24 protein-coding genes are annotated in these 26485 nt (G+C 64.4%); 11 read left to right on the top strand and 13 right to left on the bottom strand.

Annotated elements, in window-relative coordinates; translation table 11 throughout:
- Positions 1 to 5: 5 nt before the first annotated feature.
- The 3 genes from NKI59_RS26815 to NKI59_RS26805 are packed head-to-tail and all read left to right on the top strand — an operon-like array spanning position 6 to position 3875.
- Positions 6 to 302 carry a sarcosine oxidase subunit delta gene (locus NKI59_RS26815; RefSeq protein WP_023676536.1) on the top strand — a complete coding sequence of 99 codons (297 nt, stop codon included), beginning with the start codon at positions 6 to 8 and terminating at the stop codon, positions 300 to 302.
- Positions 299 to 3295: a sarcosine oxidase subunit alpha gene (locus NKI59_RS26810; RefSeq protein ID WP_352707855.1), complete on the top strand. Its 2997-nt coding sequence runs from the start codon at positions 299 to 301 to the stop codon at positions 3293 to 3295. The genes NKI59_RS26815 and NKI59_RS26810 overlap by 4 nt, the downstream gene beginning before the upstream one ends.
- Complete coding sequence (locus tag NKI59_RS26805) at positions 3288 to 3875, top strand: sarcosine oxidase subunit gamma (RefSeq protein WP_023676538.1); 588 nt, start codon at positions 3288 to 3290, stop codon at positions 3873 to 3875. Before NKI59_RS26810 ends, NKI59_RS26805 begins: the two co-directional genes overlap by 8 nt.
- A gap of 19 nt (positions 3876 to 3894) precedes the next feature.
- Here the strand turns inward: NKI59_RS26805 and NKI59_RS26800 are convergent, their stop codons facing one another.
- On the bottom strand, positions 3895 to 4593 hold the full coding sequence (locus NKI59_RS26800; RefSeq protein WP_352452121.1) for a nitroreductase: 699 nt from the start codon (positions 4591 to 4593) through the stop codon (positions 3895 to 3897).
- Between the two features lie 270 nt (positions 4594 to 4863).
- Here NKI59_RS26800 and NKI59_RS26795 point away from each other — a divergent pair, with 270 nt between their 5' ends.
- The 5 genes from NKI59_RS26795 to NKI59_RS26775 all read left to right on the top strand — a co-directional run bounded on the left by NKI59_RS26795 (position 4864) and on the right by NKI59_RS26775 (position 12536).
- Positions 4864 to 5457, top strand: coding sequence for a helix-turn-helix domain-containing protein (locus NKI59_RS26795; RefSeq protein WP_352707854.1), 594 nt, complete (start codon positions 4864 to 4866; stop codon positions 5455 to 5457).
- 77 nt (positions 5458 to 5534) lie between these two features.
- Positions 5535 to 7988 carry a GcvT family protein gene (locus NKI59_RS26790; protein ID WP_352707853.1) on the top strand — a complete coding sequence of 818 codons (2454 nt, stop codon included), beginning with the start codon at positions 5535 to 5537 and terminating at the stop codon, positions 7986 to 7988.
- Entirely contained in the window at positions 7985 to 8884 is a 900-nt protein-coding gene (locus NKI59_RS26785) for a homocysteine S-methyltransferase family protein (protein WP_352707852.1), read from the top strand. Before NKI59_RS26790 ends, NKI59_RS26785 begins: the two co-directional genes overlap by 4 nt.
- Positions 8884 to 10065, top strand: a complete 1182-nt coding sequence (locus NKI59_RS26780) for a pyridoxal phosphate-dependent aminotransferase (protein ID WP_352452125.1) — start codon at positions 8884 to 8886, stop codon at positions 10063 to 10065. The genes NKI59_RS26785 and NKI59_RS26780 overlap by 1 nt, the downstream gene beginning before the upstream one ends.
- The gene (locus NKI59_RS26775) at positions 10062 to 12536 is read left to right on the top strand and encodes a GcvT family protein (RefSeq protein ID WP_352707851.1); all 2475 of its coding nucleotides are present in this window, start codon (positions 10062 to 10064) and stop codon (positions 12534 to 12536) included. The genes NKI59_RS26780 and NKI59_RS26775 overlap by 4 nt, the downstream gene beginning before the upstream one ends.
- A gap of 47 nt (positions 12537 to 12583) precedes the next feature.
- On the opposite strand, the gene NKI59_RS26770 is transcribed toward NKI59_RS26775, so the two are convergent.
- From NKI59_RS26770 to NKI59_RS26745, 6 genes are all read right to left on the bottom strand, one after another.
- Positions 12584 to 13165 (bottom strand): NAD(P)H-dependent oxidoreductase, encoded by a 582-nt coding sequence (locus NKI59_RS26770; RefSeq protein WP_352452127.1) that lies wholly within the window; start codon positions 13163 to 13165, stop codon positions 12584 to 12586.
- 225 nt (positions 13166 to 13390) lie between these two features.
- Positions 13391 to 14788, bottom strand: coding sequence for an FAD-binding oxidoreductase (locus NKI59_RS26765; RefSeq protein ID WP_352707887.1), 1398 nt, complete (start codon positions 14786 to 14788; stop codon positions 13391 to 13393).
- Positions 14788 to 16089 carry a cytosine deaminase gene (locus NKI59_RS26760; protein ID WP_352707886.1) on the bottom strand — a complete coding sequence of 434 codons (1302 nt, stop codon included), beginning with the start codon at positions 16087 to 16089 and terminating at the stop codon, positions 14788 to 14790. Before NKI59_RS26760 ends, NKI59_RS26765 begins: the two co-directional genes overlap by 1 nt.
- A gap of 241 nt (positions 16090 to 16330) precedes the next feature.
- Positions 16331 to 17182, bottom strand: coding sequence for an ABC transporter permease (locus tag NKI59_RS26755; RefSeq protein WP_352490743.1), 852 nt, complete (start codon positions 17180 to 17182; stop codon positions 16331 to 16333).
- A complete protein-coding gene (locus NKI59_RS26750; protein WP_352452129.1) occupies positions 17169 to 17993 on the bottom strand; it encodes an ABC transporter ATP-binding protein in 825 nt (274 codons plus the stop codon). Before NKI59_RS26750 ends, NKI59_RS26755 begins: the two co-directional genes overlap by 14 nt.
- 3 nt (positions 17994 to 17996) lie before the next feature.
- Positions 17997 to 19001, bottom strand: a complete 1005-nt coding sequence (locus tag NKI59_RS26745; protein ID WP_352707850.1) for an ABC transporter substrate-binding protein — start codon at positions 18999 to 19001, stop codon at positions 17997 to 17999.
- 379 nt (positions 19002 to 19380) lie between these two features.
- Between NKI59_RS26745 and NKI59_RS26740 the strand changes: the two genes are divergently transcribed.
- Both NKI59_RS26740 and NKI59_RS26735 read left to right on the top strand, forming a co-directional pair.
- Positions 19381 to 19764, top strand: a complete 384-nt coding sequence (locus tag NKI59_RS26740; RefSeq protein ID WP_352617542.1) for a RidA family protein — start codon at positions 19381 to 19383, stop codon at positions 19762 to 19764.
- A 57-nt stretch (positions 19765 to 19821) separates the two neighbouring features.
- A complete protein-coding gene (locus NKI59_RS26735; protein WP_352692731.1) occupies positions 19822 to 20625 on the top strand; it encodes a creatininase family protein in 804 nt (267 codons plus the stop codon).
- A gap of 64 nt (positions 20626 to 20689) precedes the next feature.
- Here the strand turns inward: NKI59_RS26735 and NKI59_RS26730 are convergent, their stop codons facing one another.
- The 3 genes from NKI59_RS26730 to cobD all read right to left on the bottom strand — a co-directional run bounded on the left by NKI59_RS26730 (position 20690) and on the right by cobD (position 23513).
- The gene (locus NKI59_RS26730) at positions 20690 to 21826 is read right to left on the bottom strand and encodes a serine hydrolase domain-containing protein (RefSeq protein WP_352707885.1); all 1137 of its coding nucleotides are present in this window, start codon (positions 21824 to 21826) and stop codon (positions 20690 to 20692) included.
- A gap of 131 nt (positions 21827 to 21957) precedes the next feature.
- Entirely contained in the window at positions 21958 to 22461 is a 504-nt protein-coding gene (locus NKI59_RS26725) for a tyrosine phosphatase family protein (protein ID WP_352707849.1), read from the bottom strand.
- Positions 22458 to 23513: a threonine-phosphate decarboxylase CobD gene (cobD, locus tag NKI59_RS26720; RefSeq protein WP_352707848.1), complete on the bottom strand. Its 1056-nt coding sequence runs from the start codon at positions 23511 to 23513 to the stop codon at positions 22458 to 22460. Before cobD ends, NKI59_RS26725 begins: the two co-directional genes overlap by 4 nt.
- Here cobD and cbiB point away from each other — a divergent pair.
- Positions 23512 to 24483 carry an adenosylcobinamide-phosphate synthase CbiB gene (gene cbiB / locus NKI59_RS26715; protein WP_352707847.1) on the top strand — a complete coding sequence of 324 codons (972 nt, stop codon included), beginning with the start codon at positions 23512 to 23514 and terminating at the stop codon, positions 24481 to 24483. The genes cobD and cbiB overlap by 2 nt on opposite strands.
- 27 nt (positions 24484 to 24510) lie before the next feature.
- On the opposite strand, the gene NKI59_RS26710 is transcribed toward cbiB, so the two are convergent.
- The 3 genes from NKI59_RS26710 to cobU form a co-directional block, all read right to left on the bottom strand.
- Positions 24511 to 24825, bottom strand: a complete 315-nt coding sequence (locus tag NKI59_RS26710; protein ID WP_051406122.1) for a hypothetical protein — start codon at positions 24823 to 24825, stop codon at positions 24511 to 24513.
- 476 nt (positions 24826 to 25301) lie between these two features.
- Positions 25302 to 25919 (bottom strand): cob(I)yrinic acid a,c-diamide adenosyltransferase, encoded by a 618-nt coding sequence (cobO, locus tag NKI59_RS26705; RefSeq protein WP_352707846.1) that lies wholly within the window; start codon positions 25917 to 25919, stop codon positions 25302 to 25304.
- Between the two features lies 1 nt (position 25920).
- Positions 25921 to 26412, bottom strand: a complete 492-nt coding sequence (gene cobU, locus NKI59_RS26700) for a bifunctional adenosylcobinamide kinase/adenosylcobinamide-phosphate guanylyltransferase (RefSeq protein ID WP_352707884.1) — start codon at positions 26410 to 26412, stop codon at positions 25921 to 25923.
- Between the last annotated feature and the right edge of the window lie 73 nt (positions 26413 to 26485).

Genomic DNA, 26485 nt, shown 5'->3' with positions numbered 1-26485 from the left:
GATCCATGCTCATCACCTGCCCCTATTGCGGCCCGCGCGACGTGATCGAATTCACCTATCAGGGCGACGGCAATCGCCAGCGCCCACAGCCCGCCTCGCAGAACCTCGACGCCTGGAACGCCTATGTCTACGACCGGCTTAATCCAGCCGGCGACCACAATGAGATCTGGCAGCATTCCGGCGGCTGCCGCGCCCATCTCAGGGTCGTGCGCAACACGCTGACGCACGAGATCTCCAGCACCGCGTTCGCGCGCGGCGACCACAACTCGGTTGCGCGGCACCGGGCCGAGGACAAGCCATGAGCCCGCGCCGTACAGAGGCCGGGGGCCGCATCGACCGGCTGCGGACCATCCGTTTCACCTTCGACGGCGCGCCTTATACCGGCCATGCCAGCGACACGCTGGCTTCGGCGCTGCTGGCCAACGGCGTCACCCTGTTTGGGCGTTCGTTCAAATATCACCGCCCGCGCGGTGTGCTGACCGCCAGCGTCGAGGAACCGAACGCGCTGGTCACAGTGTTGAGGGGCGAGGTTCGCGAGCCGAACATCCCCGCCACAATGGTCGAGATTTATGACGGACTGGCCGCAATCAGCCAGAACCGCTTCCCTTCGCTTGCCTGGGACGTCAGTGCCGTGAACCAGCTCGGCGGCAAGCTTTTGTCGGCCGGCTTCTACTACAAGACCTTCATGGGACCGGTGATCGGTCCGCTGAAGGGCACTCGCTTCTGGATGTTCTGTGAGCATTTCATCCGCCGTGCCGCCGGCCTGGGCAAGGCAGGCACGGCTCCCGATACGGCGCGCTACGAACGCATGAACGCGTTTTGCGATGTGCTGGTAGTCGGCTCCGGCCCGGCGGGGCTGATGGCCGCCAGGGCGGCTGCCGATCAGGGTGCACGCGTCATCCTGGCCGAGCTCGAGCCGCATTTCGGCGGCTCGGCCAATTGGTCGGGCGAGACGATCGATGGCATGCCGGCCGCCGACTGGGCAGCGCGCGCCGCTGGCCAGCTCGAAGGCCGTGACAATGTCCGCCTGCTGCCGCGCACCACCGTCTGGGGCTATTATGACGGCAACACGCTTGCCGCGCTCGAACGTGTCACCGACCACAAGGAAACGCCCGGCAAGGGCGAATCGCGCCATCGCTACTGGACGATCCGCGCCAAGTCGGTGGTGCTGGCCACCGGATCCCTGGAGCGTCCGCTGGTCTTTCCAGGCAATGATCGGCCAGGCGTAATGCTGGCGCATGCTGCCGAGCGTTATGCCATTGAATATGGCGTGCTGCCCGGCGACAGGATCGGGCTGTTCACCAACAATGACAGCGCCTATCGCGCGGCCCTCGCGCTGAAGAAGGCCGGCGCCGTGGTGGTCGCCATCATCGACGTGCGCCCTGAGCTTTCGAGCGAAATGCGCAGGCTGGCCGGCGAGACCGAGGCCGAGATCCTTTCTGGCCACGCGGTGATCGCCACCGAGGGCGGCAAGGCGCTTTCCGGCTTCAAGGTGCAGCGCTTCGACATGGTCAACGGCGCGCTTTCCGGCGATGCGCGCAGCATCCACGCCGATTGCCTATTGATGTCCGGCGGCTGGTCGCCGACCATTCATCTGGCCAGCCAGGCCGGAGCCAAAGCGGAATGGAACGAAGCGTTGCAAGCGTTCCTGCCGCCCAAGCCGACGACACGGCAATGGATCGGCGCCGGCGCCTTCACCGGCAGTTTCTCCACCGCCGAGGCGATCGCCGAAGGTCGCGCCGCCGGTCTTTCCGCTGCGGGCGCAACCGCCACGCCGGCGGCCTTGCCTGCCGTCGAGGCAGCACCTGGCGATCCCGATCCGGCGCCGGTGTTCGAGATCAAGGCCGAAGGAAAAAGCTTCGTCGACTTCCAGCATGACGTGACGGCGGATGACGTGCGGCTGGCGCATCGCGAAGGCTTCGTCTCGGTCGAGCATCTGAAGCGCTACACCACGCTCGGCATGGCAACCGACCAGGGCAAGAGCTCCAACATACCCGGCCTCGCCATCATGGCCGAGGCGCTGGGCAAGCCGATCCCAGAGGTCGGCACGACGCGCTTTCGCCCGCCCTTTTCGGCGGTGTCGATCGGCTCGCTAGCCGCCGAACGCTTCGGCGATCTGAAGCCCGAGCGGCTGACGCCGATGCATGACTGGCACGTCGCCAATGGCGCCACCATGTATTCCGCCGGCCTGTGGTATCGGCCGATGATCTACGGCCATCCCGGCGAGACGATCGAGCAGGCCTATGTGCGCGAAGCGAGAGGCACGCGCGAGAGCGCCGGCATCGTCGATGTCTCGACATTGGGCAAGATCGCGGTGCAAGGCCCCGACGCGGCGGAATTCCTCGACCGCGTATACACCAACATGTTTTCGACGCTGGCCGTCGGCAAGGCGCGCTACGGGCTGATGCTGCGCGAGGACGGTCTCGCCTTTGACGACGGCACCACGTGGCGCCTCGGCGAGCAGGATTTCCTGATGACCACCACCACCGCCAATGCCGGCAAGGTGATGCAGCATCTGGAATATTTCCTCGACGTGATCTGGCCGGCGCTGAAGGTCCACGTCACCTCGGTGACCGACCAATGGGCCGGTGCCGCCATCGGTGGGCCGAAGGCAAGGCAGATACTGGCTGCTTGCGTCAGCGGCACCGCCGTCGACAATGCCGCCCTGCCCTTCATGGGCATCGTCCACGGCGAAATCGCCGCCGTGCCGGTGATGATCTGCCGGCTGTCCTTCTCCGGCGAAATGGCCTTCGAGGTCTATTCCGGCGCCGGCTACGGCACCCATGTCTGGGAGGCGCTGATCGAAGCCGGCAAGCCGTTCGGGCTGGTGACCTACGGGCTAGAGGCGCTGGGCACCATGCGCATCGAGAAAGGCCACGTCACCGGTGCCGAGATCGACGGCCGTACCACGGCACGCGACCTGCACCTCGACTGGATGCTGTCGAAGAAGAAGCCGTTCATCGGTTCGGCGATGATGGACCGCGAGGGGCTGATCGCGCCCGACCGCCTGGAACTCGTCGGTATTGTTTCGCTCGACAACCAGCCGCTCAATGGCGGCGCACACATCGTCGAGGAGCTTGACGAAGCCAATCCGCACGGCTCGCTTGGCCACATCACCGCCTGCTGCTATTCGCCGGCGCTGGGCAAATATATCGCGCTTGCCCTGGTCAAGGGCGGCAAGGCGCGGCGAGGCTCGCGCGCTTATGTCTCGGACCCGCTGCGCAACCGGTTCGGGCCGGTCGAGATCGTCTCCAACCATTTCTTCGATCCGGACGGGAGCCGCATGCATGGTTGAGCGCCAATCACCACTTGAGCCGGTGCTGCATCCAGGCTCGCATGGCAATTTCGAGCACGGTGTCGAAATCATCCTCTCCGAAACCAGGCCGGGTTCGATCCTGCAGCTCGCCGCCTGGCCCGGCGAGGAGAAGAAGTTGATGGCCGGCATCCATGCGGTCACCGGCCTGGCTTTGCCCGACGGCGCCGGTGGCGGCGTGACGAACGGCGCCAGGTCGGTGTTCGGCTTTGCGCCGGGAAAGTTCACTGTGGTCGATGAAGCCGAGGGATTGGCGCCGGCCTTTGCCAGTGTCGTCACTTCGGCCATCGGTACGGTGACCGACCTTTCGCACGGCCGCACCGCGATCCGTATCGCCGGGCCGAAGGCCGAGTGGGTGCTGGCGAAATTCTTCGCCATCGACTTCGCGCTGCCGGCCTTCCCGATCGGCGCCGGCCGCTCGACCATGCATCACGACATCTTCGCGCAGATCCAGCGCACCGGCGCCGATCAGTTCGACATCTATGTGTTCCGCTCGTTTGCCCGCTCGTTCTGGAAAGCGCTCTGCCATGCGAGCGAGGAAGTCGGCTACGAAGTGCAGTAGAGCCGGACGGCGCTTCACGTCACTCCGCGAACGTCACCCACTCTTCCAGCGGCGCGCGGTCGGTGCGGAAGGCATTTTCGGGCTTGGACGTATCCTCATGGCCGAGCGCCATGCCGCAGACGACGATCTCCTCGTCGGGAATGTTGAGCACCGGCCTGATCTGCCGGTGATAGGGCGCGAAGGCGGCTTGCGGACAGGTGTGCAGGCCCCTGCCCCGCGCGGCGACCATGATGTTTTGCAGGAACATGCCGTAGTCGATCCACGACCCTTTGTTCAGCCGCCGGTCGACGGTGAAGATCATGCCGACCGGCGCGTCGAAGAAGACGAAGTTGCGGTCGTGCTGCGCACGCATCCTGTCGACCTCGCGCCGGCCGATGCCGAGCACGCCGTAGAGGCCGAAGCCGTTGGCCCGCCGTCGCGTCAGATAGGGTTCGAAGAACTGGTCGGGATAGTAGCGGTACTCGTCCCACTCGGCCTTTTCGGCGCGGATGCCCGAGCTGAGGATGGCGTCGGTGATGCGCTGCTTGACCTCGCCCTTGGTCACATAGACCTTCCAGGGTTGCATATTGGTGCCTGAGGGCGCGCGCGCGGCAACGGCGAGAATATCGCGGATGGTCTCGTCGTCGACCATATCGGGCAAGAAGGCGCGTACCGACCGCCGCGAGGTGATCGCGTCATCGACGATCGCCGCCGCAATCCGGGAGTTGTTTTCCAGCATGGGCCGTCCTTTTGCGTATGATCCCGAACCCGATTTTCCGGAAGGATCATGCGCCGACTAGAAGTGATGGAGCATCCTTGCGCGTCTTTTTGAACGCCCGATAGCCTACCCGCCTCGACCGGACGCCCCACTCGCCGCTCGTGCGCCGAGCCTTTGCCCGAACCGTCAAAATGGCGCAAGTAAATCTTGTGGTTTCGTGAAAATCCTCTTGATTTTTTCATGAACCCGCCATCAAGTGAAATTTGCTGGGAATTTTTCACCGAGACAGGGATGGCTTTGCCCTCAACCGCCGCCAGATCGGAACAGGACAGCGGCGAACGGCTGCTGGCCGGCGACATCCGCGCGTTGCGCAAGGCGCGCGGCCTGACGCTTGCTGAAATCGCACTGAAGCTCGGCCGTTCCGTCGGCTGGGTCAGCCAGGTCGAGCGCGGTCTGTCGGTCCCGTCGCTCGGCGATCTCAGGGCCTTCGCCGAATTGTTCGGCGTGCCGGTCAGCCTGTTCTTCAGCCATGACGTACCTGTCGAGACCGAGCGCGGCGTGGTCGTGCGCGCCGGCAACCGGCGCACGCTTGGCACAAGCGATTCTGGCCTGGTGGAGGAGCTTCTGTCGCCCGATCTCGGCGGTAGCTTCGAGATGCTGCGTTCGGTCTTCGCCCCGGGTGCCGAGCTGAAGACCGAGTCGCGCCGGCCGACCGAGGAAGCCGGCTACGTCGCTTCCGGCAGTTTCGACATCGAAATTGCCGGCGTCTGGCACCGGCTCGGCGAAGGCGATTCCTTCCGCTTCGACGGCAAGCCGTTCCGCTGGCGCAATCCTGGAGCCGAGCCGGCTGTCGTCATCTGGGTGGTTTCGCCGCCCGTCTATTGAACGAATGCATGTCGCCCAAAAGTGCGTGGCGGTTTTGGGACAACGACATGCATCAAAACAAATAGTCGGAGAAGAACATGGCCGGTTTGCCGACCACGGCACGCGTTGTGATCATCGGAGGTGGTGCCGTCGGCGCCTCCTCGCTCTACCATCTCGCCAAGGCGGGCTGGACCGACTGCGTGCTTCTGGAGAAGAACGAGCTGACCTCCGGCTCGACCTGGCATGCCGCCGGCAACGTGCCGACTTTCTCCTCGTCATGGTCGCTGATGAACATGCAGCGTTATTCGACCGAACTATATCGCCGGCTGGCCGACGAGGTCGGCTATCCCATGAACTACCACGTCACCGGTTCCCTGCGTCTTGCCCATACGATCGAGCGCATGCAGGAATTCCAGCGCGCCAAGGGCATGGGCCGCTACCAGAGCATGGATATCGACGTGGTCGGGCTCGACGAGATCAAGCGCCGTTACCCCTTCATCGAGACGCATGAGCTGAAAGGCGCGCTCTACGATCCGAATGATGGCGATATCGACCCCGCGCAGTTGACCCAGGCACTGGCCAAGGGCGCGCGCGACATGGGCGCGAAGATCATCCGCTTCTGTCCGGTCACCGGCGTGAGCCGCGACAATCACGAGTGGGTGGTCGAGACGGCGCAAGGCGAGATCCGCTGCGAGATCGTCGTCAACGCCGCCGGCTACCGCGCCGCCGAGGTCGGCAGGATGTTCGGCCGCGAGGTGCCAATGATGGTGATGAGCCATCAATATATCCTGTTCGAGGAAATCCCCGAACTGGCGGCGTGGTCGAAGGAACAGGGCAAGAAGCTGCCGCTGCTGCGCGACGTCGATACGTCCTACTATCTGCGCCAGGAAAAGAACGGCATGAACCTCGGCCCCTATGAGCGCAATTGCCGCGCCCACTGGGTCGGCCACAACGACCCAATGCCCGACGACTTTTCGTTCCAGCTGTTTCCCGACGATCTCGACCGGCTGGAACATTACCTGGCCGATGCTGTCGCCCGCGTGCCGATCCTCGGCACCGCCGGCCTGTCCAAGGTCATCAACGGGCCGATCCCCTATGCGCCGGACGGCAACCCGCTGATCGGCCCGATGCCCGGCGTGCCCAACGCCTTCGAGGCCTGCGTCTTCACCTTCGGCATCGCCCAGGGCGGCGGCGCCGGCAAGGTGCTGGCCGAATGGGTGACCGAGGGCCAGACCGAATGGGACATGTGGTCGTGCGATCCGCGCCGTTTCACCGCCTTTGCCTCGGCCCCGGATTATTGCGTCGCCAAGGGCATGGAGATCTATGGCAACGAATATGCCATCCAGTTCCCGCGCCATGCCTGGCCGGCCGGGCGCGACCGCAAGCTGTCGCCGCTCCACGACCGCATCAAGGCACTCGGCGCCCGGTTCGACGCCTATAATGGCTGGGAACGCGCCACCTGGTATGCGAAGCCAGGCGACGACATCTCCGAACAATCCACGCTGACATTCCGCCGCGACGGGCCGTGGCAGCATCGTGTGCGCGAGGAATGCCTCGCCGTCCGCGATGCCGCCGGCATTCTGGACCTGCCGGGGTTTTCCCGTTTCAATCTCGACGGTCCGGGTGCCGCCGAATGGCTGAGCCTCCAGGTGACAGGCCTGGTTCCGAAACCCGGCCGCATCGGCCTCGTCTATTTTGCCGACGACAAGGGCCGCATCGTCACCGAAATGTCGGTGGTCCGCCACGACGAGAACCTGATGACGCTGATCACCGCCGCTGTGGCTCAGTGGCATGATTTCGAATGGCTGAAATCGCGCATCCCGAAGGACGCCACATTCAAGCTGGTCGACCGGACGGAGGAATACTCCACCCAGATCCTCGCCGGCCCCAACTCGCGAAAAATCCTCGCCGAACTCTGCGCGGCCGACCTCACCCTGCCCTGGCTGACGCATCAGGAAACCAGTATCGCCGGACGTTGGGCAAAGCTGGTGCGCGTGTCCTTCGCGGGCGAGCTCGGCTGGGAAATCCACAGCAAGGTCGACGATACCGCAGCCATCTTCGACGCCGTCTGGGCGGCTGGGAGGAGGCATAGACTAAAACCGTTCGGCATGTACGCGCTGGATTCGCTCCGGCTCGAAAAAGGTTACCGCACCTGGAAGGGTGACCTGTCGACCGACTATTCGATCCTGCAGGGCGGGCTGGAGCGCTTCGTCAGATGGGATAAGCCCGACTTCCGCGGCAAGGCGGCGCTGCAGAACGAGAAGCAGCAGGGCATCAAGAAGCGCTTCGTCACGCTGGTCGTCGAAAACCCCGGCGATTGCGACGCGCCCACCATGTCGACGCTTTGGCATGACGGCGGGATCGTCGGCGAGACGACGTCCGGCGGCTGGGGTCATCGCATCGACAAGTCGATCGCGCTCGGCATGCTGCGCGCCGACCTCACCGAGCCGGGAACCGCGGTCGAGGTCGAGATCTTCGGCGAACGCTTCAGGGCGGTCGTGCAGAAGGATGAGCCGTTATGGGATCCAAAGAACGAGAGGCTCAGAGCATGAAGAAAGTGATCCTCACCGATGGCGGCATGGGCCAAGAGCTGGTCCGCCGTAGCAGTTCCGAGCCGACGCCGCTGTGGTCGGCCAGGGTGCTGATCGACGAACCGGATCTGGTGCGCGACCTGCATGCGGAATTCATCCGCGCCGGCGCCCGCGTCATCACCATCAACACCTATTCAGCCACGCCGGAGCGGCTGGTACGCGAAGGCGCGGAAGAGCTGTTCAAGCCGCTGCAGAAGCGCGGCATCGAACTGGCAAGGCAAGCCCGCGACCAGGCCGGCGACGCGGCGATTGCCGGCTGCCTGTCGCCGCTGTTCGGCAGCTATGCGCCGGCGCTGACGATATCCTTCCAGGATACGCTCGACATCTATCGCCGTATCGTTGCCGAGCAGGCGGACGGCGTCGATCTGTTTCTGTGCGAAACCATGGCGTCGGCCGAAGAGGCGCGCGCCGCCGTCACCGCGGCGTCGGAAAGCGGCAAGCCCGTATGGGTGTCGTGGACGCTTGCCGACCACGGCACGCCGCGCCTGCGCAGCGGCGAAGCCATTGCGGCGGCGTCGGGCGCTCTTGCCGGCCTGCCCGTCGCGGCCCGGCTGATCAATTGCTGCCGGCCCGAAGCGATCGCTGCAGCGCTGCCCGAACTGATCGCTCTCGGCGGTCCGGTCGGCGCTTATGCCAACGGCTTCACCTCGATTGAGGCGCTCAAGCATGGCGGTACGGTGGAAGTGCTGCACGCCCGCCACGACCTTGATCCGGATGCCTATGCCGGCCAGGCGGTCGGTTGGGTCGAGGCCGGCGCCGGCATCGTCGGCGGCTGCTGCGAAGTCGGACCGGCCCACATCGCCGCGCTGCGCGACCGGCTCGAACAGGCCGGTTATGAAATTTCGGGAGCAGCATAATGCCCAGGCCATCATCGCGCATTTCCGGCATCGTGCCTTCGGGCAAGGATGGCTGGGAGGTTCATTCCGCTGCCTGGGCGCGCAAGCAGGCCGGCGAGGACATCATCATGCTGTCGGTCGGCGACCATGATTTCGACACGCCGAGCGAGACGATCGAAGCCTGCGTGACGGCGGTTCGCGCCAGCAATCACCACTACACCCCGCTTGCCGGCGTTTCGCGCCTGCGCAAGGCGATGGCGGCGGCCTCGACGCGGTGCACCGGGGTTGCGACAAATCCCGACCAGGTCATCGCCACCCCGGGCGGGCAGGCCGCGCTTTACGCGGCCATACAAGCGGTTCTCGACCAGGGCGACCATGCCATCGTCGTCGCGCCCTATTACGCCACCTATCCCAACACCTTCAGTGCGGCGGGCGCCGAGTTCAGCGTCGTCGAGACCCCCGCCGAGGATGGCTTTCAGCCGCGCGCCGCCGATATCCGCGCTGCCCTTCGGCCGAACACCCGCGCCATCCTGATCAACACGCCCAACAATCCCACGGGCGCCGTCTATTCGCGCGAGCGCCTGGAAGAGCTGGCGCAGATCTGCCGCGAACATGACCTCTGGCTGCTGTCGGACGAGGTCTACTGGACGCTGGGCGGCGGCGAGCACGTCTCACCACGCTCGCTGCCCTGCATGGCGGAACGCACGCTGGTCATCAATTCGATGTCCAAGAGCCACGGCATGACCGGCTGGCGCATGGGCTGGCTGACCGGGCCGGAATCAATGGTCTCGCTGTTGACCGACCTCAATCTGGTGATGACCTACGGCCTGCCGGCCTTCATCAGCCTCGCCTGCGCCGAGGCGCTCGAAAATGGCTACGGCGTCAAGGAAATCGCCGAGCGCTACGCCGCGAGGCGCACCGTCGTCCTCGATGCCATGCGCGGTATGAACAACATCACCGTGCGCGGCTCCGAAGGCGGCATGTACGTCATGCTCGACATATCGGCGATCGAGCCGGACGACGAAAAATTCGCCTGGGCCTTCCTCGACCAGGAAAATGTCGGCGTCATGCCCGGCTCAAGCTTCGGCGAGGCCGCCGCCGGCCACATCCGCTTCAGCCTCTGCCAGCCTGAGCCGGTACTGATGGAGGCTGCCACGCGCCTGCGCCGCTTCGCCTCCAGCTATGGTCGCGAGGCCGCATGAACGCCTCGCCCACCAAAACCATTCCGACCAAGGCCATTCCTCCCAAAGCGAGGGCGGTCATCATCGGTGGCGGCGTCTCCGGCTGCTCGGTCGCCTATCATCTGGCCAAGCTCGGCTGGACCGATATCGTGCTGCTCGAGCGCAAGCAGCTGACGTCGGGCACGACATGGCACGCCGCCGGCCTGATCGGCCAGCTGCGCGGCTCGCAGAACATGACGCGGCTGGCGAAGTACTCGGCCGACCTCTACGTCAAGCTGGAGGCCGAGACCGATGTCGGCACCGGCATGCGCCAGGTCGGCTCGATCACGGTGGCGCTGACCGAGGAGCGCAAGCACGAGATCTATCGGCAGGCATCTCTCGCCCGCGCCTTCGATATCGACGTGCGCGAGATTTCGCCCAACGAAGTCAAGCAGATGTACCCGCATCTCAATGTTTCCGATGTGGTCGGCGCCGTGCATCTGCCGCTCGACGGTCAGTGCGACCCGGCCAATATCGCCATGGCGTTGGCCAAGGGCGCGCGCCAGCGCGGTGCGACGATCGTCGAGAACGTCAAGGTGACCAAGGTGCATACCAGGGCCGGCCGCGTCACCGGCGTTTCCTGGGCGCAGCGCGACGAGCAAGGCCTGATCGAGGCCGATATCGTCGTCAACTGCGCCGGCATGTGGGCACGCGAACTTGGCGCCCGGAACGGCGTCACCATCCCGTTGCACGCCTGCGAACATTTCTATCTCGTCACGGAACCGATCCCCGGGCTTTCCCGCTTGCCGGTGCTGCGCGTGCCGGACGAGTGCGCCTACTACAAGGAAGATGCCGGCAAGATGATGCTCGGCGCTTTCGAGCCGGTGGCGAAGCCTTGGGGCATGAACGGCATAAGCGAGGATTTCTGCTTCGACCAGTTGCCGCAGGACATGGACCATTTCGAGCCGATCCTGGAAATGGGCGTCAACCGCATGCCGATGCTGGCCACCGCCGGCATCCACACCTTCTTCAACGGCCCCGAGAGTTTTACCCCCGACGACCGCTATTATCTCGGCGAGGCGCCGGAGCTTTCCGGCTATTGGATGGCGACCGGCTACAATTCGATCGGCATCGTCTCCTCCGGCGGCGCCGGCATGGCGCTGGCGCAATGGATCAATGACGGCGAGGCGCCCTTCGACCTCTGGGAGGTCGACATCCGCCGCGCCCAGCCGTTCCAGAAGAACCGCCGCTATCTCAAGGAGCGCGTCTCCGAAACGCTCGGCCTGCTCTACGCCGATCATTTCCCCTACCGGCAGATGGCGACCTCGCGGAACATAAGGCGCTCGCCGCTGCACGAACATCTGAAGGCAAGCGGCGCGGTGTTCGGCGAGGTCGCCGGTTGGGAGCGCGCGAACTGGTTCGCTAGGCCCGGCCAGGAGCGCGAATACCGCTATTCCTGGAAGCGGCAGAACTGGTTCGACAACCAGCGCGAGGAACATCTTGCGATCAGGAACGGCGTCGGCCTGTTCGACATGACTTCGTTCGGCAAGATCCGTGTCGAAGGCCGCGATGCCTGCGCCTTCCTGCAAAGGCTCTGCGCCAACGACGTGGACGTGGCGCCGGGCAAGATCGTCTACACCCAGATGCTCAACCAGCGCGGCGGCATCGAGAGCGACCTCACCGTCTCGCGACTGTCCGAAACCGCCTTCTTCCTCGTCGTGCCCGGCGCCACGCTGCAACGCGACCTGGCCTGGCTGAGAAAACATCTTGCCGACGAGTTCGTCGTCATCACCGATGTGACCGCTGCCGAAGCGGTGCTTTGCCTGATGGGCCCGGATTCGAGGAAGCTGATCCAAAAGGTCAGCCCGAATGATTTCTCTAATAACAACAATCCGTTCGGCACGTTTCAGGAGATCGAGATCGGCATGGGCCTGGCCCGCGCTCACCGCGTCACCTATGTCGGCGAACTCGGCTGGGAGCTTTATGTCTCGACCGACCAGGCTGCCCATGTCTTCGAGGCGATCGCGGAGGCAGGCACCGATGTCGGGCTAAAACTATGCGGCCTGCACACGCTGGATTCCTGCCGCATCGAGAAGGCGTTCCGGCATTTCGGCCACGACATCAACGACGAGGACAATGTGCTGGAGGCCGGCCTTGGCTTCGCAGTGAAGACGGCCAAGGGCGATTTTCTTGGCCGCGATGCCGTGCTGAGGAAGAAAGAAAGCGGATTGAACCGGCGGCTGGTGCAGTTCCGCCTGAACGACCCCGAGCCCCTGCTCTTCCACAATGAGGCGATCCTGCGCGACGGCACGATCGTCGGCCCGATCACCTCGGGCAATTACGGCCATCATCTCGGCGGTGCGATCGGGCTTGGCTACGTGCCGTGCCAGGGCGAAAGCGAGGCGGACGTGCTGGCGTCGTCCTACGAAATCGAGATCGCCGGCGAGCGCTTTGCGGCGGAAGCGTCGCTTAAGCCGATGTACGATCCGAAATCGGAACGGGTGCGGATGTAACTCTTTTCCTTCTCCCCTTGTGGGAGAAGGAAAAGTCCCCTCCCGTGTCAGAACGCGTCCATCCTGGCCGCGACCTTCGCGATGAACCTCGTCCGCTTCTCGTCGGTCGACAGGTTCATCGAGTATTGCGCGAGGTAGGAAACCGACCCGCCGGGCTTGATCGTCGCACGCAGCACCCGCTTGACCAGCTTGCGCGGCGGGTCACCCATCAGCATGGCGCGGAACCGGCTGCCGCCATAGGTCGTGACCGCGACCACCTTGCGAATATTGTGCAGTGACGGCTGCACCTTGCCGTCGACCAGCTTGAACGACACGCCGGGCAGGAAGACGCGATCGAAAAAGCCTTTCAGAATGGCCGGATAGCCGAAGTTCCACACCGGAAACGACAGCACCAGCGCCTCGGCCCGCAGAAGGCGCTCGATATAGGCTGACGCCGGATCGCCGTCGCTGCGTTCGTCGTGATAGGACAGCCGTTCGGCCCGCGTCAGCCTGGGATCGAAACCCTCGGCATAGAGATCGCAGTCGTCGACGACATGGCCGGCGGCCTTCAGCCGCTCGATGATCGTCCGGTGCAGATCGGCGTTGAAGCTGGTCTCCACAGGATGAGCATAGAGGACGAGGACGTTCACAGGAGAACATCTCGCAAGTCGGCACCAAGCACCCCCCTCTGCCCTGCCGGGCATCTCCCCCTCAAGTGGGGAGATCGGCTGTCAGTATCGCTTTCGCCAGTTGACGACTTTGGAAGATGGTCGAGACGATGGAACTGCCAATCTCCCCCCTTGAGGGGGAGATGCCAAGTGGTGGCAAAGAGGGCAGGCCAGAGGGGGGTACAGCGCCACACGCCCGTCATCGTCTCAAACCGCCTTCTCCAGTCCCTTGAACAGGAACGACTTGCCCGAGCGATAGTCATAGTCCGGGTTCTCCCAGGCGATCATCTTGCCGGGATTGAGCAGGCCTTGCGGGTCGGTCTCGCGTTTGAAGGCGAGCTGCACCTCGTCGGTGCGCTTCATGCCGCCTTCTTCCAGCGTGTAGCGGTGCGGGTTGAAGATCCAGCAGCCATTGTCCTCGTGGATGCGGATGATCTCGTCGAGCCGCTCCGCCGTGGTGAAGCGGACCAGCGGCAGCCCTGCGATGCCGATGGCGCCGTCGAAGCGGATGAATTCGAGATGCGCCGGCACCTCGTCGCCGAAGCGGTCGACCATCGCCTTGACGTGGCCGAGGTGGTCCGGCGACGGATAGCGGGTCTGCAGATAGGTGATCGTCGGGTCGACCCGGATGGCACGCAGCGTCGTGTGATTCCAGGTCAGCTCATAGGCCGGCGGCAGCCCCTTGAGATCGGCCTCCTTGTCGGCGCGAAAGACGATCTCGCCCTTACTGCGCGCCGTGAAGGCGAGGAAGGCATCCATCGCATGCGGCGCGATCATCAAGACGACGATGCTTTGGCCGCGCCGGAAAAACCGCTGGTGGCGCTTGAAGTAATCGTAGGGGATGGGTGCTGCGATCGGTGTGATCAGTTTCGCCAATATGCCGTCCTGGATGGCGAGATCGTTGCCGAAGCCGACCGCATCCATGAAATCGTCGAAGCCGACGATGACGTCGATCCAGTCATAGCTGGCAGTCAGCGGCATCTCGACTTCGGTGATGATGCCGTTGGTGCCGTAGGCGTGCATGACCTTCAGCACGTCCTCGCCGGTGAGCTCCATGACCCGCGGCTCAGCCTCCATCGTCACGGTCCTCAGCCGGATGACGTTGCCGAGGTCGCGCAGTCCGCCCCAGCGGATCGAGCCGATGCCGCCGGAGCCGCCGGCGACGAAGCCGCCGATCGATGCGGTGTTGTAGGTCGATGGCGACATGCGGAGCTCCTGGCCGGAATGCGCCCGCGTCGCTCTGTCGATGTCGGCGAGCACGGCGCCGGGGCCGGTGACGACACGGCCCGGCGCGATCGTCTTGACCGCGTTCATCTCGGCGAGATTGAGCACGACGCCGCCGGACAGCGGCATCGCCTGCCCGTAATTGCCGGTGCCACTGCCGCGCGGCGTCACCGGGACGCCGTGCCGGTGGCAGGCGGCGAGAATGCGGACGACCTCGTCTTCGGTTTTCGGCGTCACGATCAGGTCGCCGGTGACGTGCTCGAGCTGCTGCTTCAGCACCGGGCTGTACCAGTAGAAGTCACGGCTTTTCTGCTGGACGATCGCCGGATGGTCATCGACCTTGAGGCCGTCCAGGTCGCGCTTGAGCGCCGCAATATCCATCATTCCACCATCAAATCATCGAGTTCGGCATAATCGGGCAGCTGGCGCTCGATCGCCTGGCCGTCGCGCACCACGATGCGGTCCGATTCGGGTCGCGACAGCAATTCCGTCCAGCTTCGCCCCCTGAAGACGACGAAATCGGCCGGCGCTCCGGCGGCAAGCGTGCCAACACCGTCGAGCCGCATCACCTTGGCCGGCGTCGCGGTCACCGCTTGCGGCCAGTCGGCGACGGGGTGGTCGAGATGCAGGATGCGCGTCGCCATGCGATAGACCTCCAGCATGTCGAGATCGCCATAGGCGTAGAACGGGTCGCGCGTATTGTCGGAGGCGACGGCGACGGCAATGCCGCGCGCCTTCATCTCGTGCAGCAGCGTCACCCCGCGCCAGCGCGGCGTTGTCCTGTCGCCGCGCCGGTCCTGCAGATAGAGATTGCACATCGGCAGCGACACCACCGCCAGGCCGGCCTTGGCGACCTTGTCCAGCGTGTCGAGCACGTCGAGGTCGGGCTGGCGCGCCAGCGAGCAGCAATGGCCGACCAGGATGTTCCCGTCAAAACCGTTCCAAAGGGCTGCTTCGGCGATTTTCTTCAGCGAGATCGCCGAGACATCGTCGGTCTCGTCGGCGTGGAAATCGAGGTCGAGGCCATGCTTGATCGCCTGCGCGAACACCTGGTCGAGCAATTCTTCGAGATCCGGCACCATGTAGGTGACGACGCCGAGGACACCCTTGGCGGCAGCCACCCGTTTGGCCAGCCTCTCGAACCATTTCCTGTCGCGCACGCCCTCGATGCCGAGCAGGCAGGCCGCCTGCAGCTCGATGCGGCCGCGCCATTTCTCCCGCATTGTCTCGAACACCGGCCAGGAGATCTCTTCCTGCGGCGCAACGCTGTCGAGATGCGTGCGCAGCGCTTTGGTGCCATGCGCGTAGGCGCAGCGCAGCGAAAAATCCATGCGGCGGGCGACGTCGTCGGCGCTCCAGCGCGCCGCGCGGTCGGCGCCGGTGGCGTTCAAAGCGGCCATGAAGGTGCCGTCCGGGTTGGGCTTTCGGGGCCAGATGTGGCCCTTGTCGATATGGGTGTGGCAGTCGACAAAGCACGGCAGCACGATGCGGCCGCCGAGATCGGTGGCGTCCGCCGGTGCTGCCGATCGCCGATGCGCCGCAATGCTGAAAATCCTGCCGTCGGCGACCGCGACATCTGCGAGTGCAAAACCGTCGGCGTCGGAAGGAGCGGCAAGGCCGAGCGTCAGGGAGGCGTGAAGCCGGACCTTGGAGAGGACGAATTGGCCGGATTTGGGGATCATCGCAGAGGTCATCGCTGCCCCTCATCCGGCTGCCGCCACCTTCTCCCCGTATAGAGACGGGGAGAAGGGGCTGACCGCGACCGCGGCGCACTTTCAGCAACGCTGGTGATGGGCGAGATCGTCGAGGAAGGCGTCCTTCTCCCCGTCACTATACGGGGAGAAGTGCCCGGCAGGGCGATGAGGGGCAGCGCTGACGCCGGGATGGGCGACAGGCAGCTTTTGCCTACAAAACACGGTACCATCACCGCTCCTGCCTCAGCGCGCTCTCGTGCCAGCGCCGCAAAATGAGATGCGAAATCAGCGACAGCACCAGGAAGATCAGGATGCCGGTGAGCGAGATCAGGATCAGCGCCGCGAACAGTCTTGGTGCGTTGAGCCGGTAGCCGGCCTCGATGATGCGCGAGGCGAGGCCGGACGACTGGCCGGTGGCGCCGGCGACGAACTCTGCCACCACCGCGCCGATCAGCGACAGGCCGCCGGCGATCTTCAGCCCGCCGAGGAAATAAGGCATCGCCGCCGGCAGCCGCAGATAGCGCAATTGCTGCCAGCGGGTCGCACCGTTGAGCTTGAACATGTCGCGCAGATTGCGGTCGACGGAATTGAGGCCGAGCGTGGTGTTGGAGAGGATCGGGAAGAAGGCGACGATCCAGGCGCAAAGCAAAAGCTTCGTCGTCTGGTTGTCGACATAGATATTGATCAGCGGAAAGATCGCGACGATCGGCGTCACCTGCAGCACGATGGCGAAGGGAAAGAACGACATCTCCACCCATTTCGATTGAGCGAACAGCACTGCCAGCCCGACACCGCCGACCACGGCGAGAAGCAGGCTCAAGAAGGTGATCCGGAGCGTCACCAGCAGCGACGAGAACAGCAGCCCGGCATCGTCGTGCAGCGTTTGCAGCACCACGCCGGGGCGCGGCAGTATGTATTTCGGAATGTCGTTCCAGACACAGATGCGGTCCCACAGCCAGATGGCCAGGATCATGATCGCCAGCGGCAGCAGCCATCTGCCGATGCGCTCGAAGCGCTCCTGGCGGACGCGGCGCGCCTCCTCCGGGTCGAGCGCCAAGACTGGTTCTTCAATGGCCGTCATGATGCGGTCCGGCAGTTGAGTTGATGGCGCCGATCAGCACGTCGGATGCCTGGCGGCAGAGCGCGGCATAGTCGGGCGAGGTGCGAAACGCCTCGTCGCGCGGATAGGGCGCGTCGACGGCAAGCTCGGCAAACACCCGGCCCGGCCGCGCCGCCATGACGACGACGCGGTTGGAGAGGAATACGCTTTCGAAGACGCTGTGGGTGACGAAAACGACGGTAAAACGCTCATCCTGCCATAGCTCCAGAAGATCGTTGTTGAGCTTGAAGCGGGTGATCTCGTCGAGTGCGGCGAACGGCTCGTCCATCAACAGAATGCGCGGCTTGGTCACCATGGCGCGGGCGATCGAGACGCGCATTTTCATGCCGCCTGACAGTTCGCGCGGCACGGCCTTCTCGAAGCCGGTCAGGTGAACCCGCGCCAGCATCTCCATCACCGCCGGCGCCGCCTTGGCCCGCGACACACCCTTCAGACGCAACGGCAGCCAGACATTGTCGAAGACGTCGGCCCAGGGCAGCAGCGTCGGCTCCTGGAAGACGAAGCCGATATTCGAACGCTCGAGGGCGCCGCTGCCGCGCCAGTCGAGCACGCCCGAGGTCGGCGTCGACAGGCCGGCAATCAGCCGCAGCGCCGTCGATTTGCCGCAGCCCGACGGCCCGAGCAGGCTGAGGAAATCGCCCTCCCGGATCGTCAGCTCGACATTGCTGAGCGCGGTGACGCCGTTGGAAAAAACCTTGCCGACGCCACGCAGCGCCAACAGCGTCGGCTCCGATACACTTCCTGGCTGTTGCGCCACTTTCTCCAGCTTCACGGCCTACTTCTTCAGGTCGAGCCCGACGCTCTTGTTGACGAAGGCCAGCGTGTAGGCCTTCTTGATGTCGATACCCGCCGGCGCGACCTTGGCCTTCACCATCTTGTCGTAAAAACTCTGGATGCGCGCGTCGCTCATGGCGCCGATGCCGAGCTTTTCGCTGTCGCCGGAATCGACCACGCCGAACTTCTTCAGCTGCTCGATCGAGAAAGCGATCTGCTCATCCGTCATGTCCGGATTTTCCTTCTTGATCATCTCGTTGGCGGCCTTGTTGTCGCCGTAGAGATAATTGTACCAGCCTTTGGCCGAGCCATCGACGAAGCACTGGACCACCTCGGGCCGCTTGTCGACCGTCTCCTGCATGGTCTCGACCGTCGTTGCATATGTGTCCCAGCCATAGTCGGCCAGCAGGAACTGGTTCGGCGTGAAACCGCCTTGCTTCTGGACGGCGAATGGCTCCGAGGTGACGTAACCCTGCTGGATCGACTTCTTGTTGGCGATGAACGGCGCCGGGTTGAAGGTGTAGGGCGCGCGCTTGGCGGCGTCGAAGCCGAGGTCGGTGACCATCCACTGGAAGAAGGTCTGCGCACCTTCGTCGCCGAGGATGTACTGGTCGGCGTTCTTCAGGTCTTCCCATTTGTCCAGCCCCTGCCCGGGATGGGACATGATGACCTGCGGGTCCTTCTGGAAGTCGGCCGCCACGACGCGCATCGGTATGCCTTGCTGCACGGCATCGAAGGCCGACAGCAGATTGCCGCCCATGTAAAAATCGATCTTGCCGGCCAGCAGCAGCGGCCGGCCGCTGACCTGTGGGCCGCCCTGCATGATCGTCACGTCGATGCCGCAGGCGGCATAGGTGCCGTCCACCACGGCCTGATAATAACCCCCATGCTCCGGCTCAGCCAGCCAGTTGGTGCCGAAGGTGACTTTTTCGTTCGCTGCCGCGGCAAGCGTGCCTGCGCCAAGCAGCACGATCGCGCACGTCGAAATCTTGAGTTTTCCGTACATCCACACCACCCTTTGTTCGCTCCGGCGCGTCACGCGCCGGGCTCGACACCATTGTTTCAAGAAGCAAGACACATGCCACCGGCGCGTTGCGCCGGGACCGCCCGCTTGTGCAATGCCCGCCTGAGCAATGGCGGCGCGAAGGCCGGACGGGTCATGCTGTACGAAAGGCATCGTGCCTATTTTTTGATCGCCTGTCCACAATCGCCCTCGTGACATGCGCCGCCATCTTGATGCCCGCATCGATCCGGCCTTAGAGCGACGTGCGTCCACTTGGACGCACAAAGTACGCTCTAAAGCTTTGAATCTTCGCATCGTGCTTTCCGAAAATCGATCCCGATTTTTGGGCCGATGCGATAGGCTGCCGTGAACGGAGATTGCCATGTTCAAATTTCTCACGCCGAAGTCGATCAAGCCGCCCTTCGCCCGCTACAGCCATGGCGTCGAACTGCCGCCCGGCAAGCGGCTGGTGCTGTGTTCGGGCCAGGTCGCAATCACCCCGGACGACCAGATCCCCGAGGAGGCCGGCGCACAGGCCGAGCTTTGTTTCCGGAACATATCGGCGATTCTCGGCGAGGCCGGGCTCGGCCTGTCCGACATCGTCCGCATCAACACCTACGTCACCGACCGCGCCTTCCTGCGGCCCTATATGGAGGTTCGCGACCGGCTGTTCGCCAGCCCGGCGCCGGCCTCGACGCTGATGATCGTGTCCGGTTTTGCCCGGCCGGAATTCAAGGTCGAGATCGAGGTGATTGCGGCGGGATGATCGACAGCCGATCGTTCCCGCGTTAGGTCTGGGCTTGTCGGTTCAAGAGGGCATGACATGACCGCTGCAAAAAAACGCGTATGGTGGGGTGACTACCGGACCACCGAATACGCGACCGTCGATCCTGAGGCGACCATTGCCGTTCTGCCGCTGGCGGCGATCGAGCAGCACGGCCCGCATCTGCCGGTCTCGACCGACACCTCGATCATGAACGGCATGCTGGAAACGGTGATCGCGCGCCTGCCCGGCGATCTCGACATCCGCATCCTGCCGGTCCAGGCGGTAGGCAAGTCGAACGAGCATTTGCATGCGCCGGGCACCCTCACCCTGCCGGCGACGACCTTGGTCGAGGCGTGGACCGAACTTGGCCTGTCGGTCGCGCGCGCCGGCGTCCGAAAACTGATTGTCGTCAACTCGCATGGCGGCAATGAGGAGATCATGGGCATCGTCACCCGCGAATTGCGCGTGCGGGCAAAGATGCTGGCGGTAAAGACCAGCTGGCAGCGTTTTGGCCGGCCGGCCGGCATGTACACCGAGCTCGAGGACCGCCACGGCATTCATGGCGGCGACGTCGAGACCTCGCTGATGCTGCATTTCCGGCCCGACCTCGTCGACATGGCCAAGGCCGACAATTTCGTGTCCAAGGTCGCCCGCGCCGAAAAGGAATTTTCGCTGCTGCGCCACACCGGAACGCACGCCTTCGCCTGGATCGCCAGCGATCTCAACCCGAATGGCGTCGTCGGCGACGCCAGCATTGCCACCGCCGAAAAAGGCCGGCTCACCGCCGAGCATCAGGCCGACGGCTTCATCGGCCTGCTGAGGGACGTGGGCAAGGCAAAGCTGGCGGATTGGTTGGCGTAGGTGTTTGATCCCACCAGCTCAGGCCTCGCCCACGAGGGGCGATTCCATTCGCGCGCGAGGATCCTCACTTCACCTCTTGAAGCGGCGACACCGTGTCGTCCAGTATCTTCACCATCAAGGTGTTGGCGGTCGCCTGGCCGTCGAGCGCGAGAGTCAGGTTGGTCCATATGACCAGGGTCACGTCATTGGCCGGATCGTAGCCCATGAAGGACTGGTAACCGGGCATCTCGCCTTCGTGATAGTAGATTTCGTTAGGCCCGAAGGTCAGCGTTAGGATGCCATAGCCGTATTTTTGCATGGCGGGTTCGCCCGGCTCCGGCGCCTCAGGGCTTGCAAGCCACTGCCGCTGGAAGTCGGCATTGAAGAGCTTGCCCCCGACCAGCGCGCGCATCCAGGTCGCGAGGTCATCCGCGGTGGAGATGACTCCGCCAGCCGCAAAGTAGGCGGACGGGTTCTGCCATGTGTCGTCGTTGGGCTTGAGCGTTCCCGCCCTGGCCGCAGCCTGGAGGTCGTCCGGATAGGGCGCGTCAGCCAGGGCGTACGAAGTACTGCCGTAGAGATAGCCGTTTGAGTATGGCTCGGGGATGGCGTTCGACGTGCTCGGCGGCAAAGCGGTGTTCTTCATGCCGAGCGGCCCGAACAGGCGGTCCCGGAAGATGGTCGAGAGCGGCTTGCCGTCGATCTTCTCGGCAACAAGGCCGAGCAGATAGTAGTTGGTGTTGTTGTACTCGAATTCGGCACCCGGCGCGAAGTCCGGCGGCCGTTTGAACGCCATGCCGAGTACTTCATCAGCGGTCCATACCCTGTAAGGATACTTGTCCAGGCTTTCGGCAAGTTCCGGCGCATTGGTGAAGTTAGGGAGGCCGCTCCGCATTGTTATGAGCTGCCGAATGGTTATCTCGTCGCCGTTGGGAACGCGCTGGACGTATTTCGAGATCAGATCGGCGAAGCTCAGTTTCCCTTCCTGCACCAGTTGCACGATGACAGCGGCGGTCATCGTCTTGGTGTTCGAGGCCGCACGGAAGTGGGTATCGGCGCGCGGCGGGTTCGTGGCACCCAGTTCAGTCGTACCGTAGCCGAAGACGAGGTTGCCCCGCGGAGTCTTGAGCAAAACCATGGCGCCGGGCAGCATAAGTTCCTTGGCCAAACCCTCGACAGTGGCTTGGAGCGCTGCCAGGTCGATCGACTTGAGAGCCGGCATGGACGCGGCCATGGCGCTGCCTGTCGCGCAGACCACGCCAACAACGATGGCCAAAATTCTCCCGATCATCATTCGCCCCTTGGCCGTGTGCTAGAACTCCTGCGCACTTTTCCTGGAATTTGTTTTTAGGCTCAGATTTTCAACGCAAACGGGGTGCCCTCAAACGCTTCGGCGCCACGCCCGATCGCCTCGATGGCGCGGCTCATGCGGCCGTTGCGCTCGAGCAGTGCGTCGGCAATTGCGATCAGCCGCGGATTGGGCGTCGCGGTGGGCGACAGCCTGCGCAGCGTCTCGGCCAACTCGGCCTCGTCGCGCTTCGGCGCCAGCGCTGCCGCGATGATATAGGCCGAGGCGGTCGAGCGGCTGATGCCGGCATAGCAATGCACCACCAGCGGCCGCGACCGATCCCATTGGCGGGCGAAATCGAGCAGGTTCAGGACATGCTCCTCGCCCGGCATGGTCATGCCCTCCTGCGCTACCGCAATGTCGTGCATGACCAGATGCAGATGGTTTTCCCTGGTGATCGAGGCCGGGCGCACCACTTCCGTTCCGGCGGCAAGCAGCGATAGCAGCCGCTCGGCCCCGGTCCTTGCCACCGTTTCCTCGATTTTTGCCAGGGAACAAACATGGATCATCGCGAAGTCTCCTTGGCCCCATCGTCGCGCCGCGAGGCCCAGCCGGCAAGTGCCGATTCGAGCCGCCGCCATTCTTCGTCGGCTCCCGGCAGGCCGGCGCGCAGCACATCCGGACGATCTGCGAAATGCCGAAGCAGGATGCCGCGCTGGCCGAGCGCCGAAAACAGGCCGGCGGCGTTCGCCAGCCTGAGATAGCGGAACAGCGTGGTGCCACCGGCGACAGGCACGCCGAAGCGGCCGAACAGCGTATCGAGCCGTGCGGCATCCTCGGCCAGACGGCGCCGCATCCCGGCCTGCCAGCCGGTATCGGCAAGCGCCCTTATGCCATATTCGAGCGCCGGCCCGGCAACTGCCCATGGCCCGAATTGCGCCTCCAGCCGCTCGACCGTCAACGCATCGGCCAGCGCAAAGCCAAGTCGCAGGCCGGCCAGGCCGAAGAACTTGCCGAACGAACGCAGCACGACGATGCCGCCCTGGTCGACGTCGCCGGCCAGGCTTTCGCTGCGCGGGACGACATCCATGAAGGCCTCGTCCACGACCAGCAGCCCACCTCTGGCGCGTAATGTCCCGGCAAGCTGAAGCAATCTTTCGCGCTCGACGACGCGCCCGTCCGGGTTGTTGGGATTGACGACGACGGCAAGGTCGGCCGCCGCCAGGGCTTCGAAATCATCGACTTCAGCCGCCGCATGGCCGGCGATCGCCGCTGCCCGCCGATGCTCGGCATAAGTCGGCCCGAGCACCAGCGCCGTGCCCGGGCTGACCAGGGAAGCGACGCGCGGCAACAGGATCTGCGTGCCGGGCGCCGCTGCGACATTCGTCGCCGCCGGGGCGCCATAGGCGCTTGCCGCGAGTTCAGCCAAGTCGCGGCTGCGGGCTGTTTCCGGCAATCGCGACAGGGCGGTGGCGGGCAAATCGAAAAGCGGGTAGGAGTGCGGATTGATCCCGGTCGAGAGGTCGACGAAAGGCAGCGGCGCGCGAGGGAAAAGCGCCCTCGCCCGGCCAAGGCTTCCGCCGTGGTCCACTGCCGCCGTCACTCCATCAAGAGACTTCATGCCGATCCTGATCACTTTCCTGTCGCTGGCCATCGAACTTGTACTCGGCTACCCGGCCCGGCTCTTCGATGCCATTGGCCATCCCGTCACCTGGTTCGGCAGGCTGATATCCTTTCTCGACCGCAGGCTCAACCGCGCCACTGATTCCGACGCCCACCGTCGCCGCTGGGGCGTCTTCGCGCTGCTGGTGATCGTGCTGGTGCCGGCCGCCCTCGCCCTCTGGCTCGAAACCTTGCTTTGGAGCATTCCCCTCGGCTTGTTGGTCACCGCAATCCTGGCGACGTCGCTGCTGTCGCAGAAGAGCCTGGCCGAGCATGTCGAAGCGGTCGCCGACGCACTCGACAGCGGCGGACTGGATATGGGCCGCATTGCCGTCTCGCGGATCGTCGGTCGCGACCCGGAAAAGCTCGACAGGGCCGCTGTCTGCCGCGCCGCGATCGAAAGCCTGGCCGAAAATTTCTCCGACGGCGTCGTCGCGCCGGCCTTCTGGCTCGGTATTGGCGGGCTCGCCGGCGGCGTCGCCTACAAGGCCGCCAACACCGCCGATTCGATGATCGGCCATCGCACCCCGCGCCACGAAGCCTTCGGCTGGGCGGCTGCGCGCTTCGACGATTGGATCAATCTGCCGGCGTCGCGGCTGACGGCGCTGCTGATCGTACTCGCCGCTTTCCTGGTCAAGGGCGCCGACGCCAAGGGCGCCTGGCACGCCGTGCGGCGCGATGCGAAAAAACACCGCTCACCCAATGCCGGCTGGCCGGAAGCAGCGATGGCCGGCGCGCTCGGCCTGGCGCTCGCCGGCCCCCGCTCCTACGACGGCGTCATGGTCGAAGACGCGTTGATGGGCGAAGGCGGCCGGCACGATGATGTCGAGAGCACCGACATCCGACGGGCGCTGAAACTCTACCGGATCGCCGACTTTCTGCTGATCGCGCTGTTCGGCGTGATCGCGGTGATCGTCATCGCCGCGTGAACGTCCGAATGGGTCGAAAAACCCGACCTACCAGGTAACACGGACTTCCTTTGCGCTCGGATCGGCTTCCACGCCAAACCTTTTGATCGCGTACCCACCGGCAGCTACGGGAGAAGATTTCAATAAGGGTTCGACTACGACAAAAAGTCGTTCAGCGTTTGGCCCATACATGTAGAGGATGCATTCGCCTTCACCAAACAAGTCACCGTCAAACTCGCCGACCGATGCATCCTCGATAGCTTTCTCTAGCCGATTCTCGAGCGCATAAATGGATTCGCGTTCGTCAGCGGCACCAAACTGACCATCATTGAGAATAAGATAGACGATTACCGCCTGGTCCACGAACAATCTCCAGCTTCGCAAGCGACCAGAACTCTATCCCTGACATCCGGCGGCACTGAAACTCTACCGGATCGCCGACTTTCTGCTGATCGCACTGTTTGGGGTAATCTCGACGGTCGTAATTCTGTTGTGATCTTCGCCCGATCCCAGGCGAAACAAAAAACCCACCATGCGGCGGGTCGTTGGAGCCAATCAGCACCATACCGAACTTACTAGCATAGCTGCCGGCACAAAGCAAGAACAAAATAGGGCGCCTTCAGCCTTGAAGGTTCGCAGCTTAGTTCCAGCTTGGGTTCCTCGCCCCACGAAAGTGGGGAGAGGTGGCTCGGCGAAGCCGAGACGGAGAGGGGAACCGCGCTCTACGAAAGCCCCCTCTCCGGCCGCTTCGCGGCCACCTCTCCCCCGCTTCGCGGCGGGCGAGGAACCCAAATCTTGAGAGGTCGAGACACCGCGCCTCTGCCTCCCCAGCAACCCCCTCAGAACTCGATCCCCTGCTGCGCCTTCACGCCGGCGGAGAAGTGGTGCTTGGTCACGCCCATCTCGGTGACCAGATCGGCCGCCTCGACCAATACCGGTTTGGCGTTGCGGCCGGTGACGACGACATGCAGGCCTTCGCGACGCGCCTTCAGCGCCGCTACCACCTTTTCGACGTCGAGATAGTCGTAACGCAGCGCGATGTTCAGCTCGTCGAGCACCACGAGGCTGATCGACGGCTTGGCCATCAGCTCCAGCGCTTTCGCCCAGGCAGCCTCGGCCGCCGCGATGTCGCGCTTCAGGTCCTGTGTCTCCCAGGTAAAGCCCTCGCCCATGGCGTGCCAGACGACACGGTCGCCGAAGGCGGCAAAGGCGTCTTTCTCGCCGGTATGCCACTTGCCCTTGATGAACTGAACGACGCCGACGCGCTTGCCATAGCCGAGCATCCTGAGCGCCAGCCCAAAGGCGGCCGTGGTCTTGCCCTTGCCCGGTCCGGTGTTGACGATCAGCAGCCCCTTCTCGACCGTCTTGGCCGCGACCTCGGCATCCTGCACCGCCTTGCGCTTGGCCATCTTGGCGCGGTGGCGTTCCTCGTCCTTGGGATCGATGGTATCAGCCATGTCATTTCACCTTGAGCGGCAGCCCCGCCACCATCAAAAGCACGGTGCCGGCAACAGCCGCGACGTCCTGGTTCAGCCGGCCGGCGGCGTCGCGAAACCGTCTTGCCAGCGCATTGTCCGGCACGATGCCCTGGCCGACCTCGTTGGACACCACGAACCACGGCCCACGCGGCCGCGACAGCACATCGGCCAGCCTCCGGCATTCGGCCTCGACATCATGGTCGGCCAGCATATGGTTGGTCAGCCACAGCGTCAGGCAATCGATCAGCACCGGCTGGCCGTCAGGCAGCGCTCCGATCGCGCCAGCAAGGTCGAGCGGCGCATCGATGGTCGTCCAGCCGGCGCCGCGGCGCGAGCGGTGCAGCGCGATGCGCTGGCGCATCTCGTCGTCATAGGCTTGCGCCGTGGCGATATAGCTCCAAGGCGGCGGGCCGACCGTCACCAGGCTCTCGGCATGGGCGCGGATGGAGGCGGGCCCCCCGCCCCAGAACACGGGGAGGGCCCCCCCCGCCCCGGGCGGCCAAACGTTGGCGCCGGCTTGTGGGCCGGGCCCGGAGCCCTCCGCG

Source organism: Mesorhizobium sp. M0598, assembly GCF_040320865.1.
GTDB lineage: Bacteria > Pseudomonadota > Alphaproteobacteria > Rhizobiales > Rhizobiaceae > Mesorhizobium.
Note: the sequence above shows the minus strand (reverse complement) of the source record. Positions and strands in the feature narration are given on the sequence as shown.

Coding starts and splice junctions, on each gene's coding strand:
- cobD (WP_352707848.1), bottom strand. CDS start 23,513: ATGAAGTCTCTTGATGGAGTGACGGCGGCAGTGGACCACGGCGGAAGC.
- NKI59_RS26795 (WP_352707854.1), top strand. CDS start 4,864: ATGGCTTTGCCCTCAACCGCCGCCAGATCGGAACAGGACAGCGGCGAA.
- NKI59_RS26745 (WP_352707850.1), bottom strand. CDS start 19,001: ATGTACGGAAAACTCAAGATTTCGACGTGCGCGATCGTGCTGCTTGGC.
- NKI59_RS26740 (WP_352617542.1), top strand. CDS start 19,381: ATGTTCAAATTTCTCACGCCGAAGTCGATCAAGCCGCCCTTCGCCCGC.
- NKI59_RS26780 (WP_352452125.1), top strand. CDS start 8,884: ATGCCCAGGCCATCATCGCGCATTTCCGGCATCGTGCCTTCGGGCAAG.
- NKI59_RS26790 (WP_352707853.1), top strand. CDS start 5,535: ATGGCCGGTTTGCCGACCACGGCACGCGTTGTGATCATCGGAGGTGGT.
- NKI59_RS26730 (WP_352707885.1), bottom strand. CDS start 21,826: ATGCCGGCTCTCAAGTCGATCGACCTGGCAGCGCTCCAAGCCACTGTC.
- NKI59_RS26800 (WP_352452121.1), bottom strand. CDS start 4,593: ATGCTGGAAAACAACTCCCGGATTGCGGCGGCGATCGTCGATGACGCG.
- NKI59_RS26805 (WP_023676538.1), top strand. CDS start 3,288: ATGGTTGAGCGCCAATCACCACTTGAGCCGGTGCTGCATCCAGGCTCG.
- NKI59_RS26810 (WP_352707855.1), top strand. CDS start 299: ATGAGCCCGCGCCGTACAGAGGCCGGGGGCCGCATCGACCGGCTGCGG.
- NKI59_RS26775 (WP_352707851.1), top strand. CDS start 10,062: ATGAACGCCTCGCCCACCAAAACCATTCCGACCAAGGCCATTCCTCCC.
- NKI59_RS26725 (WP_352707849.1), bottom strand. CDS start 22,461: ATGATCCATGTTTGTTCCCTGGCAAAAATCGAGGAAACGGTGGCAAGG.
- NKI59_RS26765 (WP_352707887.1), bottom strand. CDS start 14,788: ATGGATATTGCGGCGCTCAAGCGCGACCTGGACGGCCTCAAGGTCGAT.
- cobO (WP_352707846.1), bottom strand. CDS start 25,919: ATGGCTGATACCATCGATCCCAAGGACGAGGAACGCCACCGCGCCAAG.
- NKI59_RS26755 (WP_352490743.1), bottom strand. CDS start 17,182: ATGACGGCCATTGAAGAACCAGTCTTGGCGCTCGACCCGGAGGAGGCG.
- NKI59_RS26815 (WP_023676536.1), top strand. CDS start 6: ATGCTCATCACCTGCCCCTATTGCGGCCCGCGCGACGTGATCGAATTC.
- NKI59_RS26760 (WP_352707886.1), bottom strand. CDS start 16,089: ATGATCCCCAAATCCGGCCAATTCGTCCTCTCCAAGGTCCGGCTTCAC.
- NKI59_RS26785 (WP_352707852.1), top strand. CDS start 7,985: ATGAAGAAAGTGATCCTCACCGATGGCGGCATGGGCCAAGAGCTGGTC.
- NKI59_RS26735 (WP_352692731.1), top strand. CDS start 19,822: ATGACCGCTGCAAAAAAACGCGTATGGTGGGGTGACTACCGGACCACC.
- cbiB (WP_352707847.1), top strand. CDS start 23,512: ATGCCGATCCTGATCACTTTCCTGTCGCTGGCCATCGAACTTGTACTC.